The sequence below is a fragment of the Bacillus sp. P4_E1 genome, from assembly GCF_056401715.1.
The window spans coordinates 213,687-232,967 of the sequence record NZ_JBFUIV010000009.1 but is presented as its reverse complement, the minus strand read 5'-3'; the positions used below and the strand labels follow the sequence as shown (position 1 = coordinate 232,967).

Annotated in this window: 17 protein-coding genes, 1 rRNA gene, 1 pseudogene and 1 riboswitch; of the genes and pseudogenes, 15 read left to right on the top strand and 4 right to left on the bottom strand. The window is 37.8% G+C overall.

Features of this window, described 5'->3' with window-relative positions; all coding sequences use genetic code 11:
* Nucleotides 1-54: 54 nt before the first annotated feature.
* A 5S ribosomal RNA gene (gene rrf / locus AC1DS7_RS15160) occupies nt 55-170 on the top strand.
* A 43-nt stretch (nt 171-213) separates the two neighbouring features.
* On the opposite strand, the pseudogene AC1DS7_RS15155 reads toward rrf, so the two are convergent.
* Nucleotides 214-467 (bottom strand): annotated as a pseudogene (locus AC1DS7_RS15155) (hypothetical protein).
* Between the two features lie 298 nt (nt 468-765).
* Nucleotides 766-867: riboswitch (purine riboswitch) on the top strand.
* A gap of 110 nt (nt 868-977) precedes the next feature.
* Between AC1DS7_RS15155 and purE the strand changes: the two are divergent.
* The 12 genes from purE to purD all read left to right on the top strand — a co-directional run bounded on the left by purE (nt 978) and on the right by purD (nt 14,195).
* Nucleotides 978-1,463: a 5-(carboxyamino)imidazole ribonucleotide mutase gene (gene purE / locus AC1DS7_RS15150; protein ID WP_002010008.1), complete on the top strand. Its 486-nt coding sequence runs from the start codon at nt 978-980 to the stop codon at nt 1,461-1,463.
* Nucleotides 1,460-2,611 carry a 5-(carboxyamino)imidazole ribonucleotide synthase gene (purK, locus tag AC1DS7_RS15145; RefSeq protein WP_002140188.1) on the top strand — a complete coding sequence of 384 codons (1,152 nt, stop codon included), beginning with the start codon at nt 1,460-1,462 and terminating at the stop codon, nt 2,609-2,611. The genes purE and purK overlap by 4 nt, the downstream gene beginning before the upstream one ends.
* Nucleotides 2,608-3,915: an adenylosuccinate lyase gene (gene purB / locus AC1DS7_RS15140; protein ID WP_002139387.1), complete on the top strand. Its 1,308-nt coding sequence runs from the start codon at nt 2,608-2,610 to the stop codon at nt 3,913-3,915. The genes purK and purB overlap by 4 nt, the downstream gene beginning before the upstream one ends.
* An 88-nt stretch (nt 3,916-4,003) precedes the next feature.
* On the top strand, nt 4,004-4,723 hold the full coding sequence (gene purC, locus AC1DS7_RS15135) for a phosphoribosylaminoimidazolesuccinocarboxamide synthase (protein ID WP_002010014.1): 720 nt from the start codon (nt 4,004-4,006) through the stop codon (nt 4,721-4,723).
* A complete protein-coding gene (gene purS / locus AC1DS7_RS15130; RefSeq protein WP_000278823.1) occupies nt 4,716-4,970 on the top strand; it encodes a phosphoribosylformylglycinamidine synthase subunit PurS in 255 nt (84 codons plus the stop codon). Before purC ends, purS begins: the two co-directional genes overlap by 8 nt.
* The gene (purQ, locus tag AC1DS7_RS15125) at nt 4,967-5,650 is read left to right on the top strand and encodes a phosphoribosylformylglycinamidine synthase subunit PurQ (protein ID WP_002140189.1); all 684 of its coding nucleotides are present in this window, start codon (nt 4,967-4,969) and stop codon (nt 5,648-5,650) included. Before purS ends, purQ begins: the two co-directional genes overlap by 4 nt.
* Nucleotides 5,634-7,853 carry a phosphoribosylformylglycinamidine synthase II gene (gene purL / locus AC1DS7_RS15120; RefSeq protein WP_002140190.1) on the top strand — a complete coding sequence of 740 codons (2,220 nt, stop codon included), beginning with the start codon at nt 5,634-5,636 and terminating at the stop codon, nt 7,851-7,853. Before purQ ends, purL begins: the two co-directional genes overlap by 17 nt.
* On the top strand, nt 7,838-9,253 hold the full coding sequence (gene purF / locus AC1DS7_RS15115) for an amidophosphoribosyltransferase (protein WP_002124870.1): 1,416 nt from the start codon (nt 7,838-7,840) through the stop codon (nt 9,251-9,253). The genes purL and purF overlap by 16 nt, the downstream gene beginning before the upstream one ends.
* A 107-nt stretch (nt 9,254-9,360) precedes the next feature.
* Nucleotides 9,361-10,401 carry a phosphoribosylformylglycinamidine cyclo-ligase gene (gene purM, locus AC1DS7_RS15110; RefSeq protein WP_002010019.1) on the top strand — a complete coding sequence of 347 codons (1,041 nt, stop codon included), beginning with the start codon at nt 9,361-9,363 and terminating at the stop codon, nt 10,399-10,401.
* Entirely contained in the window at nt 10,398-10,985 is a 588-nt protein-coding gene (gene purN / locus AC1DS7_RS15105) for a phosphoribosylglycinamide formyltransferase (protein WP_012260224.1), read from the top strand. Before purM ends, purN begins: the two co-directional genes overlap by 4 nt.
* A 24-nt stretch (nt 10,986-11,009) precedes the next feature.
* Nucleotides 11,010-12,545 (top strand): bifunctional phosphoribosylaminoimidazolecarboxamide formyltransferase/IMP cyclohydrolase, encoded by a 1,536-nt coding sequence (gene purH / locus AC1DS7_RS15100; RefSeq protein WP_002140193.1) that lies wholly within the window; start codon nt 11,010-11,012, stop codon nt 12,543-12,545.
* 378 nt (nt 12,546-12,923) lie between these two features.
* Complete coding sequence (purD, locus tag AC1DS7_RS15095; RefSeq protein WP_002140194.1) at nt 12,924-14,195, top strand: phosphoribosylamine--glycine ligase; 1,272 nt, start codon at nt 12,924-12,926, stop codon at nt 14,193-14,195.
* A 37-nt stretch (nt 14,196-14,232) separates the two neighbouring features.
* On the opposite strand, the gene AC1DS7_RS15090 is transcribed toward purD, so the two are convergent.
* From AC1DS7_RS15090 to AC1DS7_RS15080, 3 genes are all read right to left on the bottom strand, one after another.
* The gene (locus AC1DS7_RS15090) at nt 14,233-14,397 is read right to left on the bottom strand and encodes a type II toxin-antitoxin system antitoxin (RefSeq protein ID WP_001085171.1); all 165 of its coding nucleotides are present in this window, start codon (nt 14,395-14,397) and stop codon (nt 14,233-14,235) included.
* 15 nt (nt 14,398-14,412) lie between these two features.
* Nucleotides 14,413-15,258 (bottom strand): SPFH domain-containing protein, encoded by an 846-nt coding sequence (locus AC1DS7_RS15085; protein ID WP_002063557.1) that lies wholly within the window; start codon nt 15,256-15,258, stop codon nt 14,413-14,415.
* A gap of 220 nt (nt 15,259-15,478) precedes the next feature.
* Entirely contained in the window at nt 15,479-15,862 is a 384-nt protein-coding gene (locus tag AC1DS7_RS15080; RefSeq protein WP_002140195.1) for a YgaP family membrane protein, read from the bottom strand.
* Nucleotides 15,863-16,344: 482 nt separating this feature from the next.
* Here AC1DS7_RS15080 and pcrB point away from each other — a divergent pair, with 482 nt between their 5' ends.
* Together pcrB and pcrA are read left to right on the top strand one after the other, a co-directional pair.
* Nucleotides 16,345-17,034: a heptaprenylglyceryl phosphate synthase gene (pcrB, locus tag AC1DS7_RS15075; RefSeq protein WP_002029470.1), complete on the top strand. Its 690-nt coding sequence runs from the start codon at nt 16,345-16,347 to the stop codon at nt 17,032-17,034.
* 12 nt (nt 17,035-17,046) lie between these two features.
* A complete protein-coding gene (gene pcrA, locus AC1DS7_RS15070; protein WP_002010031.1) occupies nt 17,047-19,278 on the top strand; it encodes a DNA helicase PcrA in 2,232 nt (743 codons plus the stop codon).
* Nucleotides 19,279-19,281: the final 3 nt, after the last annotated feature.

The window sequence follows — 19,281 nt, the reverse complement described above, 5'->3', positions numbered from 1 at the left end:
ACCATATAATATGAAGCAATGTTATCTAGTTTTGAAGGAATATACCTTCATCAGTTTGGTGATGATGGCAGAGAGGTCACACCCGTTCCCATACCGAACACGGAAGTTAAGCTCTCTAGCGCCGATGGTAGTTGGGACCTTGTCCCTGTGAGAGTAGGACGTCGCCAAGCAAAAACCTAAGTCGTTTCGACTTAGGTTTTTTTGTGTTTATTTTTATTTACCGAAGGTTAAAATCCATAAATTTAATAATCCTAAAGACGAAAAAAGAATGAAATAGAGGCAGTTTAAAATAATGGCAATGATTTTTTGTGCTCCGGATTTTTCGAATGCTCCTAAAATAATCCCTAAGAATAGGAAAGATTATTTCTATCATAATAATGAGAGTAGAAAAAATGGGATGATATAAATAAGCATTCAATAATTACAGCAATTACTGCGATAGAGAAAAATAAATAGGATAATAGCACAGTTATTTTTTTTCACGGTTATTCCTCCTTTGAAATTAAATCGTTATAATATAGGTTCTATCGATGTATAGAACACAAGAGAGTATGTATATTGAGTAAAACATACTGAAGTATTATATAAATAGTTATACGTAAAATAGATCTCTAGAAATATATATTCTAATTCCCTTTCCTTCTTGCATATAGTTGCAATTCTTCTTTTGAATATAACTAAAACACGAACGTTATCGATGACTAATAAAAAAACATTCGATTATTTATTGACATTGTTTATGAAATATTGTTAATATAGCCATAGAAACAATAATATATAAGACCTCATATAATCGCGGGGATATGGCCTGCAAGTCTCTACCTAACGACCGTTATTCGTTAGACTATGAGGGAAAGTCACTCGGTATTTTTCTATTCACAAGGGATACGTATGCCTGAGTAGAGCACTTTCTCTCATAGTAAAAGAGAAACTGTTCTATTTCAGGCTTTTTTTATTTGAATCGGGGGGATTCTAATATGAAATCACTAGTTGGAGTCATAATGGGAAGCACGTCAGACTGGGAAACAATGAAATATGCTTGTGACATTTTAGATGAATTAAATATACCGTATGAGAAAAAAGTTGTATCCGCTCATCGGACTCCGGATTATATGTTTGAATATGCAGAAACAGCTCGTGAACGTGGATTAAAAGTTATTATTGCTGGAGCCGGTGGAGCAGCGCATTTACCAGGAATGGTTGCAGCGAAGACAAATCTTCCTGTAATTGGTGTCCCAGTTCAATCAAAAGCGTTAAACGGCCTAGATTCATTATTATCCATTGTCCAAATGCCAGGAGGGGTTCCAGTTGCAACTGTTGCAATTGGTAAGGCTGGTTCAACGAATGCTGGATTGCTTGCTGCACAAATACTTGGATCATTTCATGATGACATACATGATGCATTAGAGTTGAGACGAGAAGCTATTGAGAAAACTGTGCGTGAAGGTAGTGAGCTAGTATGACGAGAATCATCTTACCTGGAAAAACAATCGGCATTATTGGAGGCGGCCAGCTTGGAAGAATGATGGCGTTGGCAGCTAAGGAAATGGGTTATAAAATTGCTGTTTTAGATCCTACAAAGCATTCACCATGTGCACAAGTTGCTGATGTTGAAGTCGTTGCACCATATGACGATTTAAAAGCAATTCAGCATTTAGCAGAGATAAGCGACGTTGTCACATATGAATTTGAGAATATTGATTATAGATGTTTACAATGGCTTGAAAAACATGCTTACTTACCACAAGGTAGTCAGTTGTTAAATAAAACGCAAAATCGTTTTACAGAAAAGAATGCAATTGAAAAAGCTGGGTTACCAGTAGCATCGTATAGATTGGTTCAAAATCAAGATCAACTTACAGAAGCAATTAAGGAGTTATCTTTCCCTTCTGTCTTAAAAACAACGACAGGTGGATACGATGGTAAAGGGCAAGTGGTTTTAAAGAGTGAAGCTGATGTTGTGAGAGCAAAAGAACTTACTAATAAAGCAGAGTGCATTCTAGAAAAATGGGTGCCCTTTGAAAAAGAAGTATCAGTTATTGTAATTCGTAGTGTAAGTGGTGAAACGAAAGTATTTCCGGTAGCGGAAAATATTCATGTAAATAACATTTTGCATGAATCTATCGTTCCAGCCCGCATTACAGAAGAACTTTCTCAAAAAGCAATTGCTTACGCAAAGGTACTTGCGGATGAACTAGAACTTGTGGGAACACTAGCGGTAGAGATGTTTGCTACAGCTGACGGTGAGATTTACATTAATGAATTAGCACCAAGACCTCACAATTCAGGACACTATACACAGGATGCATGTGAAACGAGTCAATTTGGTCAACATATTCGAGCAATCTGTAATTTACCTCTTGGAGAAACAAATTTGTTAAAACCAGTTGTCATGGTTAACATTTTAGGCGAACATATAGAAGGGGTCCTAGGACAAGTGAATAGACTAACCGGGTGCTATTTACACTTGTATGGAAAAGAAGAAGCAAAAGCACAGCGGAAAATGGGGCATGTTAATATTTTAAATGATAATATTGAAGTCGCTCTAGAAAAAGCGAAGAGTTTGCATATTTGGGACCATCAAGAACAACTGTTGGAGGGAAAAAGATGATTAATCGTTATACACGCCCTGAAATGGGTGCGATTTGGACGGAAGAGAACAAATTTAAAGCGTGGTTAGAAGTTGAGATTTTAGCGTGTGAAGCATGGGCTGAGCTTGGCGATATTCCAAAAGAAGATGTGAAAAAAATTCGTGAACATGCATCATTTGATATTGATCGTATTTATGAAATTGAAAAAGAAACACGTCATGACGTAGTTGCTTTCACTCGTGCTGTATCAGAAACACCAACATTAGGCGAGGAACGTAAATGGGTTCATTACGGTTTAACATCTACAGACGTAGTAGATACAGCGTTATCTTATATCTTAAAACAAGCAAATGAAATCTTGTTAAAAGACTTAGAAAACTTTGTTAGTATTTTAGCTAATAAAGCGAAAGAGCATAAATACACGATCATGATGGGAAGAACACACGGTGTACATGCAGAGCCAACAACATTTGGTTTAAAACTTGGTCTTTGGTATGAAGAAATGAAACGTAACGTAGAGCGTTTCAAACAAGCTGCTGATACAGTTCGCGTTGGTAAGTTATCTGGTGCGGTTGGTACATATGCAAATATTGATCCATTCGTAGAAAAGTATGTTTGTGAAAACTTAGGATTAGAAGCAGCACCAATTTCAACACAAACATTGCAACGTGATCGTCATGCACATTACATGTCAACACTTGCACTAATCGCAACATCTGTTGAAAAGATGGCAGTTGAGATTCGTGGTTTACAAAAGAGTGAAACACGTGAAGTTGAAGAGGCTTTCGCAAAAGGTCAAAAAGGTTCTTCTGCAATGCCGCATAAACGTAATCCAATTGGATCTGAAAATATGACTGGTTTAGCTCGTGTTATCCGCGGTTATATGATGACAGCTTACGAGAATGTTCCGTTATGGCATGAACGTGATATCTCTCACTCTTCTGCAGAACGCGTAATTTTACCAGATGCTACAATCGCGTTAAATTACATGTTAAATCGCTTTGGTAATATCGTTAAAAACTTAACTGTATTCCCAGAGAATATGAAACGCAATATGACAAGAACATACGGCTTAATTTACTCTCAGCGCGTAATGCTTACACTAATTGACAAAGGTCTGGTACGTGAAGAAGCTTATGATATCGTACAGCCTAAAGCAATGGAAGCTTGGGAAACACAAGTACAATTTAAAGAGCTTGTAGAATCTGACGAGCGTATTACAAGTAAGTTAACGCAAGAAGAAATTAACGAATGTTTCAATTATGAACATCATATGCAACACGTTGATACAATCTTTGAACGCCTTGGATTAAACGAAGCGTAAAATTTCATATGGCACAGAATAGAGTCATTCTGTGCCATTCTTTATAAAAACATTATTCACATTTTTCAAACTACAGGGGGCTTGCGAAATGCAAAAGCTAGAATTGCTGTATGAAGGTAAGGCAAAAAGAATTTATCGTACAGAAGCAGCAGATATGGTTTGGGTAGAGTACAAAGATAGTGCGACTGCTTTCAATGGGGAGAAAAAAGCGACAATTACAGGAAAAGGTCGTTTGAACAATGAGATTACAACTTTATTGTTCAGAAAGTTACAAGAAGTTGGAATTAAAACACACTTTGTGGAGAAGTTATCTGATACAGAACAACTTGTCAAAAAGGTGAGTATTATTCCATTAGAAGTTGTCACAAGAAACGTAATTGCAGGTAGTCTTTCAAAAAGACTAGGAATGGAAGAAGGAACTGCTCTTACAACACCAATCGTAGAATTTTACTACAAAGATGATGATTTAGGAGATCCACTTGTAACGGAAGATCATATTCGTTTGTTAAATGTTGCAACACCAGAGCAAGTAAGCGTATTACGAGATGCAGCTCTACAAATCAATCAAGTGTTGATTGAGCATTTCGCAAGCTGTCGTGTAAGATTAGTAGATTTTAAATTAGAGTTTGGCGTAACAGAAGAAGGGGAAATCATATTAGCAGATGAAATTTCACCAGATACTTGCCGTTTATGGGATGAAACGAGCAATGAAAAATTTGATAAAGATGTATTCCGTCGTGATCTTGGGAATTTAACAGAAGCATATGAAGAAATTTTAAAACGTTTAGGGGGAGCTTCACATGTATAAAGTTAAGGTATATGTAACGTTAAGAGAAAGTGTATTAGATCCACAAGGAACTGCGGTAAAGGGAGCACTTCATAGTCTTTCATTTACAGAAGTACAAGACGTTCGAATCGGAAAATATATGGAATTAACAATTGATAAATCAGTATCTGATCTGGATAGCAAGGTAAAAGAAATGTGTGAAAAATTATTAGCAAACGTTGTAATGGAAGACTTCCGTTATGAAGTTGAGGAGGTTGTCGCACAGTGAAATTTGCAGTCATAGTATTCCCAGGTTCGAACTGTGATGTCGATATGTTCCATGCAATTAAAGATGAGCTTGGTGAAGAAGTAGATTACGTTTGGCACGATAGAGAGAATTTAGATGAATATGATGCAATTTTACTACCAGGTGGATTCTCTTACGGTGACTACTTACGATGTGGTGCTATTTCTCGCTTTGCTAACGCAATGAAAGCAGTGCAAAAAGCTGCTGAGCAAGGAAAGCCAATTTTAGGAGTGTGTAATGGATTCCAGATTCTTGTTGAATCAGGATTACTACCAGGAGCATTAATGAGAAACGAAAACTTAAAGTTTATGTGCCGTACGGTTCAGTTACGTGTTGAAAATAATGAAACTATGTTTACATCACAATATGAAAAAAATGAAGTAATCAATATTCCAATTGCACATGGTGAGGGGAATTACTATTGTGATGAAGCAACTCTTAAACAATTAGAAGAGAATAATCAAATCGCATTCCGTTACGTAGAAAATCCGAATGGAAGCGTTTCAGATATTGCAGGTATTGTAAATGAAAAAGGAAATGTTCTTGGTATGATGCCACACCCAGAGCGTGCTGTAGATGAATTACTTGGCGGTGCTGAAGGTTTAAAAGTCTTTCAATCTATCTTAAAACAGTGGAGGGAAACATATGTCGTTAATGCTTGAGCCAAATCCAACACAAATTAAAGAAGAGCGTATATATGCGGAAATGGGGCTAACAGACGAAGAGTTTGCCATGGTTGAAAAGATTTTAGGCCGTTTGCCGAATTATACAGAAACGGGACTATTCTCTGTTATGTGGTCTGAACATTGTAGTTATAAAAATTCAAAGCCAGTTCTTCGTAAGTTTCCAACGACAGGTGAGCGTGTCTTACAAGGACCTGGAGAAGGCGCTGGAATTGTAGATATCGGTGATAATCAAGCGGTTGTATTTAAAATGGAAAGTCATAACCATCCTTCTGCAATTGAGCCATATCAAGGGGCAGCGACAGGTGTCGGTGGTATTATTCGCGATGTATTCTCTATGGGAGCACGTCCGGTAGCTCTATTAAACTCACTTCGCTTCGGTGAATTACAATCACCACGCGTGAAATATTTATTTGAAGAAGTAGTAGCAGGAATCGCAGGATACGGTAACTGCATTGGTATTCCTACTGTTGGCGGCGAAGTACAGTTTGATCCATGTTATGAAGGAAATCCACTTGTAAATGCAATGTGTGTAGGCCTAATTAATCATGAAGATATTAAAAAAGGGCAAGCACATGGTGCTGGTAATACAGTAATGTACGTAGGAGCATCAACTGGTCGTGATGGTATTCACGGTGCAACATTCGCATCTGAAGAGTTATCTGAAAGCTCAGAAGCGAAGCGTCCGGCAGTTCAAGTAGGGGATCCATTTATGGAGAAACTTCTTATTGAAGCATGTTTAGAACTTATTCAGTCTGATGCACTTGTTGGAATTCAAGATATGGGAGCTGCTGGTTTAACATCATCTTCTGCAGAAATGGCAAGTAAAGCAGGTATGGGTATTGAAATGTACTTAGATGATGTACCGCAGCGTGAAACAGGAATGACTCCATATGAAATGATGTTATCTGAATCACAAGAGCGTATGTTAATCGTTGTGAAAAAAGGTAGAGAGCGAGAAATAGTAGATTTATTTGAGAAGTATGGTCTTGCAGCAGTTACGATGGGGAAAGTAACTGAAGATAAAATGCTTCGTCTATTCCATAAAGACGAAATGGTAGCGGAAGTACCGGCGGATGCTCTTGCAGAAGAAGCACCAATTTATCATAAACCGTCAAAAGAAGCAGCATACTTTGCTGAGTTCCAGCAGATGAAAATGGAAACACCAAAAGTAGAAGATTATAAAGAAACGTTATTATCTTTATTACAACAACCAACGATTGCAAGTAAAGAGTGGGTATATGATCAATATGATTATCAAGTGCGCACTAGCACAATCGTTACACCAGGTTCAGATGCAGCGGTTATACGTGTACGCGGTACAGAAAAAGGATTAGCAATGACGACAGATTGTAACTCTCGCTACATTTATTTAGATCCAGAAGTGGGCGGTAAAATTGCAGTAGCAGAGGCAGCACGTAATATCGTATGTTCTGGCGGGGAGCCACTTGCAATTACAGATTGCTTAAACTTCGGTAACCCAGAAAAACCAGAGATCTTCTGGCAAATTGAGAAATCAGTAGACGGTATGAGTGAAGCTTGCCGCAAGTTACAAACGCCAGTTATCGGCGGGAATGTATCAATGTATAACGAGCGTAGTGGTGAAGCTGTATATCCAACACCAACTGTTGGGATGGTTGGACTTGTACACGATTTAAAACACGTAACAACACAAGAATTTAAACAAGCTGGCGATTTAGTTTATGTAATTGGAGAGACGAAAGCTGAGTTTGGTGGAAGTGAATTACAGAAAATGATCTACGGAAAGATTTTCGGTCAATCACCAAGCATCGATCTAGATGTAGAATTAAAACGCCAAAAGCAAGTACTAGCAGCAATTCAAGCTGGCCTTGTTCAATCTGCACATGATGTTGCAGAAGGTGGTTTAGCAGTTGCAATTACTGAAAGTGCAATTGGTGCTAACGGTTTAGGTGCTACTGTGAAATTAGATGGGGAAGCAACAGCAGTATTATTTGCAGAATCACAATCTCGCTTCGTTATAACTGTAAAACGTGAAAATAAAGAAGCATTTGAGAAAGCGGTTGAAGCAATTCAAGTTGGAGAAGTGACAAATACAAATGAAGTAACAATTCATAATGAAGAAAATGAAGTATTACTTACAGCAAATGTAGATGAAATGAGAAAGGCTTGGAAAGGGGCAATCCCATGCTTGCTGAAATAAAGGGGTTAAATGAAGAATGTGGCGTTTTTGGAATTTGGGGGCATGAAAATGCAGCACAAGTTTCGTACTACGGATTGCACAGTTTGCAGCACCGTGGGCAAGAGGGCGCAGGCATTGTTGTAAATAATGGGGAAAAAATCATCGGTCACAAGGGGTTAGGTTTAATATCAGAAGTGTTTTCAAGAGGTGAGCTAGAGGGATTAAACGGGAAATCAGCAATTGGACACGTACGATATGCAACAGCTGGTGGAAGTGAAGTTGCTAACGTTCAACCATTATTATTCCGTTTTTCCGATCATAGTATGGCGTTAGCTCATAACGGAAATTTAATTAATGCAAAAATGCTTCGTCGTGAATTAGAGGCAGAGGGAAGTATTTTTCAAACAAGTTCAGATACAGAAGTACTTTTACACCTCATTAAGCGTAGTACAAAAGATTCTTTAATTGATAGTGTAAAAGAGGCTCTAAATAAAGTGAAAGGTGCGTTTGCATATCTTTTACTAACTGGAAATGAAATGATCGTTGCGCTAGATCCAAATGGATTCCGTCCTCTTTCAATTGGAAAGATGGGGGATGCTTACGTTGTAGCATCGGAAACATGTGCTTTCGATGTAGTTGGTGCAACATACATTCGTGATGTAGAACCTGGTGAATTGCTTATTATCAATGATGAAGGAATTCACGTAGATCGTTTTACAAATGAAGTAGACCACGCGATTTGCAGTATGGAATACATTTACTTTGCACGTCCAGATTCTAATATAGCTGGTATTAATGTTCATGCAGCACGTAAAAACATGGGGAAACGTTTAGCGGCGGAAGCTCCTATTGAAGCTGATGTTGTTACTGGTGTACCAGACTCTAGTATTTCAGCAGCAATTGGTTATGCGGAGGCGACAGGAATTCCGTATGAGTTAGGGTTAATTAAAAATCGTTACGTTGGACGTACGTTTATTCAACCTTCTCAAGAACTGCGTGAGCAAGGAGTTAAGATGAAGCTTTCAGCAGTAAGAGGCGTAGTTGAAGGAAAACGAGTTGTTATGATTGACGATTCTATCGTAAGAGGAACGACAAGTAAACGAATTGTTCGTATGCTTCGCGAGGCTGGAGCGACAGAAGTCCATGTAAGAATTGCTTCACCACCTCTTAAGTATCCATGCTTCTATGGCATTGATATTCAAACGAGAAAAGAATTAATCGCAGCAAATAATTCAATAGAAGAAATCCGTCAAATCATCGGAGCAGATTCACTAACATTTTTAAGTGAAGATGGATTAGTAGATGCAATTGGACGCCCATATGAAGGAAAATACGGTGGTCTATGTATGGCTTACTTCAATGGAGACTATCCAACAGCTCTTTATGATTATGAGCAAGAGCTTTTAGAAAGTATGAAATAAGAAGAAAAAAGAAAAAAGCTTCTACTTCTTTTGATGTAGAAGCTAGCTTCTTTCTTAAAACGGCCGCCCTGGATGGGGAGAAATTAAAAGACGAGGTGTAAATAACGATGGCGAATGCATATAAGCAAGCAGGAGTAGATATTGAAGCTGGATATGAAGCGGTATCTCGCATGAAAAAACACGTACAAACAACAATGAGAAAAGAAGTGCTAGGCGGTTTAGGCGGTTTTGGAGGTATGTTTGATCTATCAAAATTTGCATTAGAAGAACCTGTATTAGTATCTGGAACAGATGGCGTGGGAACGAAATTGATGCTCGCTTTTATGGCAGATAAACATGACACAATTGGTATTGATGCAGTAGCAATGTGTGTAAATGATATTGTTGTCCAAGGAGCAGAGCCGCTTTTCTTCCTTGATTATATTGCTTGTGGTAAAGCTGAACCTAGTAAAATTGAAAACATCGTCAAAGGTATATCAGAGGGCTGTCGCCAAGCTGGTTGTGCATTAATTGGTGGAGAAACAGCTGAAATGCCAGGAATGTATTCTACGGAAGAATACGATTTAGCTGGTTTTACAGTTGGAATTGTTGATAAAAAGAAAATTGTAACAGGTGAAAAAATTGAAGCTGGTCACGTATTAATTGGCTTAGCATCTAGCGGTATTCATAGTAACGGTTATTCTTTAGTAAGAAAAGTGCTACTAGAAGATGGAGAACTATCTTTAGATCGTATTTACGGACGCTTAGAACTACCTCTTGGTGAAGAATTATTAAAACCAACGAAAATTTATGTCAAACCTATTTTAGAACTATTGAAGAAACATGAAGTATACGGTATGGCACATATTACAGGTGGTGGATTCATTGAAAATATTCCACGTATGTTGCCAGAAGGAATCGGTGCGGAAATTGAATTAGGATCTTGGCAAGTTCAACCGATTTTTAGTTTACTTCAAGAAGTTGGAAAACTAGAAGAGAAAGAAATGTTCAATATTTTTAACATGGGTATTGGTATGGTAGTAGCAGTAAAGGAAGAAGAGGCAAAAGATATTGTTCGTCTTCTTGAGGAACAAGGCGAGAAAGCTCATATTATTGGACATACTGTACAAGGGTCTGGTGTTACCTTTATTGAGGGAACAGAAGTATGAGTAGATTAGCAGTTTTTGCTTCTGGGAGCGGCTCTAACTTTCAATCTCTCATTAATGCGGTAGAAGACAAAATATTGGATGCAGATATTAGTTTATTAGTATGTGATAAACCAGAGGCACGCGCTATTGGACGGGCACACTATCACCATATTCCGTGTTTTTCCTTTTCAGCGAAAGCATATGAGTCAAAAGAAGCATTTGAAAAAGAGATATTAAAAAAGCTAGAAGAGTATGAAATTGATTATGTTATTTTAGCTGGATATATGCGTTTAATTGGAACGACTTTACTAGAAGCGTACGGCGGGAAAATTATTAATATTCATCCATCAATACTACCGAGTTTTCCAGGGAAAGATGCTGTTGGTCAAGCGTTAGAAGCGGGTGTGAAAGTAACCGGAGTAACGATTCACTATGTAGATGCAGGTATGGATACAGGTCCAATTATTGCGCAAGAAGCAGTAGTTGTTTCTGAAGGGGATACGAGAGAAAGCTTACAAAAGAAAATTCAACAAGTTGAACATAAATTATACGTAAATACAGTGAATCAAATTGTTCAGTCTGTGAAAAAACCAACTGTTAACTAACATACAACCAGGGGTGAAGGATAAATGAAAAAGCGTGCATTAGTAAGTGTTTCAGATAAAACAGGAGTAGTAGAATTTGTTAAAGGTTTACTTGAACAAGGGATTGAAGTTATTTCAACAGGTGGAACGAAAAAATTATTAGAAGAAAACGGCTTGCAAGTAATTGGTATTTCTGAAGTAACTGGTTTCCCAGAAATTATGGATGGTCGTGTAAAAACATTACATCCAAATATTCATGGTGGTCTATTAGCAGTTCGTGATAATGAAATGCATGTAGCGCAAATGAATGAATTAGGTATGGAGCCAATTGACTTTGTTGTTGTTAACTTATACCCATTTAAAGAAACAATCGCTAAGCCTGATGTAACATTTGCTGATGCAATTGAAAATATTGATATCGGTGGCCCAACAATGATTCGCTCTGCTGCGAAAAATCATAAATTTGTATCGGTAATTGTAGATCCAGTAGATTATGATGTTGTATTAGCGGAACTGAAAGAGAACGGTGAAGTAACAGAGGAAACGAAACGTAAATTAGCAGCGAAAGTATTCCGTCATACAGCGGCATATGATGCGTTAATTTCTAACTACTTAACAGAGCAAATGGGCGAAGAAAGCCCAGAAACATTAACAGTGACATTTGAGAAAAAACAAGATTTACGCTATGGCGAAAATCCACATCAAAAAGCAACATTCTATAAAGCGCCATTCGCAGCAACTTCTTCTGTTGCATATGCAGAACAATTACACGGTAAAGAATTATCTTACAACAATATCAACGATGCGGATGCAGCACTTAGCATCGTGAAAGAATTTACAGAACCAGCAGTAGTAGCGGTAAAACATATGAATCCATGTGGTGTTGGAGTGGGTACGGATATTCATGAAGCATACACACGCGCTTATGAAGCAGATCCAGTATCAATCTTCGGAGGCATTATTGCAGCGAATCGTGAAATTGATAAAGCTACAGCAGAAAAGTTACACGAAATTTTCTTAGAAATTGTTATCGCACCTTCTTTCTCACAAGAAGCTTTAGAAGTATTGCAAAGTAAGAAAAATTTACGTTTACTAACTGTAAATATTGAAAAAGCAACAAGCGCAAGTAAAAAGCTAACTTCTGTACAAGGTGGACTTCTTGTTCAAGAGGAAGATACGTTATCATTAGATGAAAGTACAATTTCAATTCCAACGAAACGTGAACCATCAGAGCAAGAGTGGAAAGATTTAAAACTAGCTTGGAAAGTTGTAAAACATGTGAAATCAAATGCAATTGTTTTAGCGAATGATAACATGACAGTTGGTGTAGGCGCGGGACAGATGAACCGTGTAGGTTCTGCAAAAATCGCAATTACACAAGCTGGCGAAAAAGCACAAGGTAGCGCACTTGCATCTGATGCTTTCTTCCCAATGCCAGATACAGTAGAAGAAGCAGCAAAAGCTGGAATTACAGCAATCATCCAACCAGGCGGATCGATTCGTGATGAAGATTCTATTAAAATGGCAGATGCGTATGGGATTACTATGGTGTTCACTGGCGTACGTCATTTCAAACACTAATAGAGGATGTTAAAAAAGTCCGGTCAAGATAACTGTCGCATGTCGTCGTTGCATAGCCAGTGCGGTACTCATGTAGGAAAGCTACACTCCGTGTCCTCCTGGCGAATGCGCCTTGACCTGCTCGGTTCTCTTGATCCTCCTTTTTAACTTTCTATTGATACGGTTGTTTAAAAAGTCCGGTCAAGATAACTGTCGCATGTCGTCGTTGCATAGCCAGTGCGGTACTCATGTAGGAAAGCTACACTCCGTGTCCTCCTGGCRAATGCGCCTTGACCTGCTCGGTTCTCTTGATCCTCCTTTTTAAACTTTTATTGATATGAAAACAAACTAGGAGCATAGCTTCTAGTTTGTACTTATTTAATTATTGGGGGATGAAATATGAATGTTTTAGTAATTGGCCGTGGTGGACGTGAGCATGCTTTAGCTTGGAAGTTTGCACAATCTGAAAAGGTAGAAAAAATATATGTAGCGCCAGGTAATGAAGGTATGCGAGACGTTGCAACACCAGTTGATATTGATGAGAATGATTTTGATGCATTAGTCTTATTCGCAAAAGAAAACAATGTAGGCTTAACTTTCGTTGGACCAGAAATTCCACTTATGAATGGAATCGTTGATCGCTTTAAGGAAGAGGGACTTCGTGTATTTGGACCTAATAAAGCGGCTGCTGTTATTGAAGGTAGTAAAGCTTTTACGAAAGAATTGATGAAAAAGTATGATATTCCAACTGCGGCATATGAAACTTTTACAGACTATGAAGAAGCAGTAAAGTATATTCAAAAAGTTGGTGCACCGATTGTAATTAAGGCAGATGGTTTAGCTGCTGGTAAAGGTGTAACGGTAGCAATGACGCTTGAAGAGGCATTGCAAGCTGTGAAAGAAATGCTGCAAGATGTGAAATTCGGTGAAGCAAGCAAGAAGGTCGTTATTGAGGAGTTTCTAGATGGACAAGAATTTTCATTAATGGCATTCGTAAATGGAACAACCGTACATCCAATGGTAATTGCTCAAGATCATAAACGAGCTTTTGATGCTGATAAAGGTCCTAATACAGGCGGAATGGGTGCATATTCCCCAGTACCACAAATTCCGGAATCAGCGGTTCAAGAAGCGATTCAAACAGTATTACATCCAACTGCTAAAGCGATGATCCAAGAAAATCGTTCGTTTACAGGAATTTTATATGCGGGGCTTATTTTAACGAATGATGGTCCAAAGGTAATTGAGTTCAATGCACGCTTTGGCGATCCTGAAACGGAAGTTGTATTACCACGCTTAGAAAATGATTTAGTTGATGTATGTAACGCTGTATTAGATGAAAGTGAATTAACGTTACAATGGTCAAAGGAAGCAGTTATTGGTGTCGTACTTGCTTCGAAAGGATATCCAGAAGCATATAAAAAAGGTGAAATTATTAACGGATTAGATGCACTGCAAGATGTAATAGTTTTCCATGCGGGTACAGCGATGAAACATGGTGACTTTGTAACAAACGGTGGCCGTGTATTATTTGTTGCTTGTAAGGCGAATAATTTACAAGAAGCGAAAGATAAGGTCTATAAAGAAATCGGTAAAATTGAGAGTGATGGTTTATTTTACCGAAGTGATATAGGATATCGTGCAATTGGGCATGAGATGACGAGAAGCTAATATATAAAAAATCCCGCTGATTTCTCAGCGGGATTTTTTATGCATCTTTATCTTTTTTTAATTTCCCTTTTTGCTTTGCCATTTCTCGAAGTAAATACTCGATGTGTGCATTGACGCTACGAAACTCATCATTCGCCCATTTTTCGATGACTGCGTGTAATTCAGGATCAATACGTAATGGAAAGCTTTTCTTTTTGGCCATAATCACTTACAACCTTTAGTATAGGCTTCCTGTATTAATAACTGGTTGCGCACCTTTATCTGAAACGATGGCAACTAATAAATTGTTCACCATATTTGCTTTACGCTCGTCATCGAGTTCCAGTACGCCTTCTTCATCTAACATATGGATTGAATCTTTCGCCATCTTCACAGCACCTTCAACAATCTCTTTTCTAGCAGCTAATACTGCTTTTGCTTGTTGACGCTGGAGCATTGCATGGGCAATTTCTGTTGCGTAAGCTAAATGTGTTAAACGAGTTTCTAATACTTCTACGCCAGCGATTTCAAGTCGTGCTTCTAACTCACGCTTTAATTCTTCAGAGATCTCTTCAGTATTTCCTCGTAACGTGATGCAAGTTTCATCTTGGAAATTATCATAAGGATATTTTGTAGCAACGTGGCGGATTGCTGTTTCACTTTGAATTTCTACGAATCGATCGTAATGCTCAACACCAAACATTGCTTTTGCGGAATCAACAACTTTATATACGATAACGGCTGCAATTTCAATTGGATTGCCCTCAACATCGTTTACTTTTAATTTCTTACTGTTAAAGTTTTCAACACGTAAAGATACAGTTTGACGAAAAGCGAATGGAATTGTTAAAAATAAACCATTTTGACGAATTGTTCCTAAATAACTACCGAAGAACGTAATAACTTTCGCTTGATTCGGTTGAACGATACCGATACCTGTAGCTAAAACAGATGCTAATATGAGAGCTAAAATAGCTATTACAAACATTTCTTGTACAAGGCAAAATACACCGATAGCGGCTAAAACTAAAATTCCAATAACGCCGAGAAATCCATTAACATAAAATACTTGTTTTTCTTTCATATGATCGCCTCCTTGATATAAAAATGATATCACTTTTATATCATTACATGCAAGAGGGTTACACCTAATTTTCTGAATTTTATTGTTTGATATCTTTTATGTACGTTTTAAGGGTAAAAACAAGAATGTACGTTCTGTTTCGTGGTGAAATAAAGAAGACTTAGCTGCCCACTGCAGCAGCTAAGTCCCTTTGAGAGCATCTTGCATCGTGACAAATGATTCAAAGCGGTTTTGCCAGGATTAATTCTTCAATCGCTGACTCAATCTCTTTGTCAGAAGTGTCATAACTTCCATCTGACTTTGCCTTTGGCTTGTCATGACTGGAAGCTGAATTAACTTCTTCTTTATTATGTCCTTTTTCAGTGAAATTCATGCTAGGCATTTTAAATGCGCTCATATTCATATATTTTCCAAACTTACAGGCTTCAACAATAGGGCAGAAACAAACGATCCCCTCCGCAATTTTCATGGCACCAATCCATAGCAAAACTTTAGACCAAGTGCACCAAGGTTTACGTACGAGTTTAGCTGTACTACAACCGAAGAGGATGAGTCCGAGTGTAATTCGAATTAGAGCACTAATTGTGCCGATGTTTTGCTTCATTAGAAAAACACTCCTTTTTAATTAACTTCGAAATAGAAAATACTATTTCATTTGTTAGTATTCCGTATAAGTTTTTTGATATGTAATCCAACATTTGACGTTGAAAAAGATGTTGGATTGGGCGTGTGTGTAGGTAGTTTTTTTTGTTATAATGAAAGAATGCGTAAAAGGAAGTTCAAAAAGTCCGGTAAAGATAGCTGTCGCATTTCATCGTTGCATACGCCAGTCCGGTACTCATGTAGGGAAAACTACATTCCGTTCCTCCTGGCGAATACGCCTCGATCTGCTCGGCTCTCTATATCCTCCTTTTTGAACAAATATAGTAGGGAAGTTCAAAAAGTCCGGTAAAGATAGCTGTCGCATTTCATCGTTGCATACGCCAGTCCGGTAAAGATATAGCAAGGAATGTAAAAAATCTTGATAAAAATTAACTGTTATTTTGAACAGAAATTATATAACTAGAGAAAAGAAAGGGTGTTTTCATGTACGATATTTCCAAATGGAAACATGTATTTAAGCTTGATCCAAATAAGGAGTTAAGTGACGAACATTTAGAAATGATTTGTGAATCTGGAACGGATGCTGTTATTGTAGGCGGAAGTGACGGTATAACAATTGATAACGTATTACACATGCTAGTTAGCATTCGTAGATATGCAGTGCCTTGTGTGTTAGAGGTTTCTGATGTGGAGGCAATTACACCAGGATTTGATTTTTATTACATCCCAAGTGTTTTAAATAGCCGAAAAGTAGAATGGGTAACAGGTGTTCATCATGAGGCATTGAAAGAATTTGGGGATATTATGGACTGGGACGAAATTTACATGGAAGGGTATTGTGTTTTAAACCCAGAAGCGAAAGTAGCCCAGCTTACAGATGCAAAATGTGATTTAACAGAAGATGATGTTATTGCATATGCGCGTTTAGCAGACAAGCTATTACATTTACCTATATTCTATTTAGAATATAGCGGGACGTATGGAGACATTGAGCTTGTTAAAAATGTAAAAGCAGAATTGAAACAAGCTAAGCTATATTATGGCGGTGGTATTTCTAATGCAGAACAAGCGAAAGAAATGGCACAGTATGCTGATACAGTAGTTGTTGGAAATATTATTTATGATGATATAAAATCGGCATTAAAAACAGTTAAAGCAGTAAAAGGAGAGTAGGTGCAGGCACATATGAGTACGACAGATAAGTTATTAAATGGTTTAAATCCGCAGCAACAAAAAGCAGTACAAACAACAAATGGAGCACTTCTATTAATGGCAGGCGCAGGTAGTGGGAAAACACGTGTGTTAACACACCGTATTGCATATTTACTTGGTGAAAAAGGTGTGGCGCCATGGAATGTACTAGCAATTACCTTTACAAATAAAGCTGCTCGTGAAATGCGTGAGCGTATTGATAAACTTGTTGGACCAGAAGCAGAAGATATTTGGATTTCTACGTTCCACTCTATGTGCGTACGTATTTTACGACGTGATATTGACCGCATTGGTATTAATCGTAACTTTACAATCTTAGATTCAGGTGATCAGTTAACTGTAGTAAAAAAAATTATGAAGGAGCGCAATATTGACCCGAAGAAGTTTGAGCCGCGCTCTATTTTAGCGGGTATTAGCAATGCGAAAAATGAACTGTTATCTGCAGATAAATATGCAAAAAAAATTACAACCGCTGATCCATATGAAAAATTAACGAGCGATGTATATACAGAATATCAAAAACGTCTTTTGAAAAATAACTCATTAGACTTTGATGATTTAATTATGACGACGATTCAGCTATTTGAACGTGTTCCAGAAGTACTAGAGTTTTATCAGCGTAAATTCCAATATATTCACGTTGATGAGTATCAAGATACGAACAAAGCTCAGTACCTTCTTGTTAAACATTTGGCATCACGTTTTAAAAACCTTTGTGTTGTTGGTGATTCGGATCAGTCTATTTACCGCTGGCGCGGGGCTGACATTTCTAACATTTTGTCATTCGAAAAAGACTATGAGAATGCACAAGTTATTCTGTTAGAACAAAACTATCGTTCATCACAAAATATTTTAAATGCAGCTAATGCTGTAATTGAAAAAAATTCAAACCGTAAACCGAAGAAATTATGGACAGAAAATCAAATTGGAAGCAAAATCTCGTATTATCGTGCTGCAACCGAAAAGGACGAAGCGTATTTTGTTGCGAAAAAAATTCGTGACGATATTCAAATGGGGAACCGAAAATATACTGATTTTGCAGTGTTATATCGTACAAATGCCCAGTCTCGTATGATTGAGGAGATTTTCCTAAAATCTAATATCCCTTACAAAATTGTCGGAGGTACTAAGTTCTACGACCGTAAAGAGATTAAAGACATTTTGGCGTACTTACGTTTAATTGGGAATCCAGATGATGAGATTAGTTTTGGACGTATTATAAACATGCCAAAGCGCGGGATTGGTGCGACTTCTATCGATAAAATTATTAATTATGGTGTGCAAAACGGAATCTCATTAACTGCTGTATTTGATGAGATTGAGCATGTTGGTGTAAGTGCAAAAATAACAAAAGCAGTAAAAGAATTCGCAAGTTTATTACACAACTGGGTAAATATGCAAGAGTATTTATCTGTTACAGAATTAGTAGAAGAAGTTATTGAGAAGACAGGCTATCGTGATATGTTGAAAAATGAGCGTTCTTTAGAAGCAGAAGGTCGTTTAGAAAACTTAGACGAGTTTTTATCTGTTACACAAACATTTGAATCCCAAAGCGAAGATAAGAGCCTTGTTGCATTCTTAACAGACTTAGCTCTTGTTGCTGATATTGATCGTGTAGATGAAGATCCAACTGCTGGTGAAGAAGTTATTTTAATGACGATGCACTCAGCAAAAGGATTAGAGTTCCCAGTTGTCTTTATTGTTGGCTTAGAGGAAGGGATATTCCCGCATACTCGTTCTCTTATGGAAGAGGATGAAATGCAAGAAGAGCGTCGTCTTGCCTATGTAGGTATTACTCGTGCAGAAGAAGAGCTATACTTATCCAATGCTCAAATGCGTACTTTATTTGGTAGAACAAGTATGAATGCAGCATCTCGATTTATTACAGAAATTCCGGCAGAATTAGTAGAACCATTAAACGAAACAGCACCGAAGCGTGAAACTTCGTTTGGTGCAAAAGGAAGAACGACAAGCGCAACTACAACACGTTCTCGTTCAGCTTTCGCGCGTCCGGCTGTTAAGACGACAGGTGGCGAGCAAATTGGCTGGGGAATAGGCGATAAAGCTGCTCACCAGAAGTGGGGAGTCGGTACAGTTGTAAGTGTAAAGGGTGAAGGAGATTCAAAAGAATTAGATATTGCGTTCCCAAGCCCAATTGGTATTAAACGTTTATTAGCAAAATTTGCACCTGTGACGAAACAATAGGAA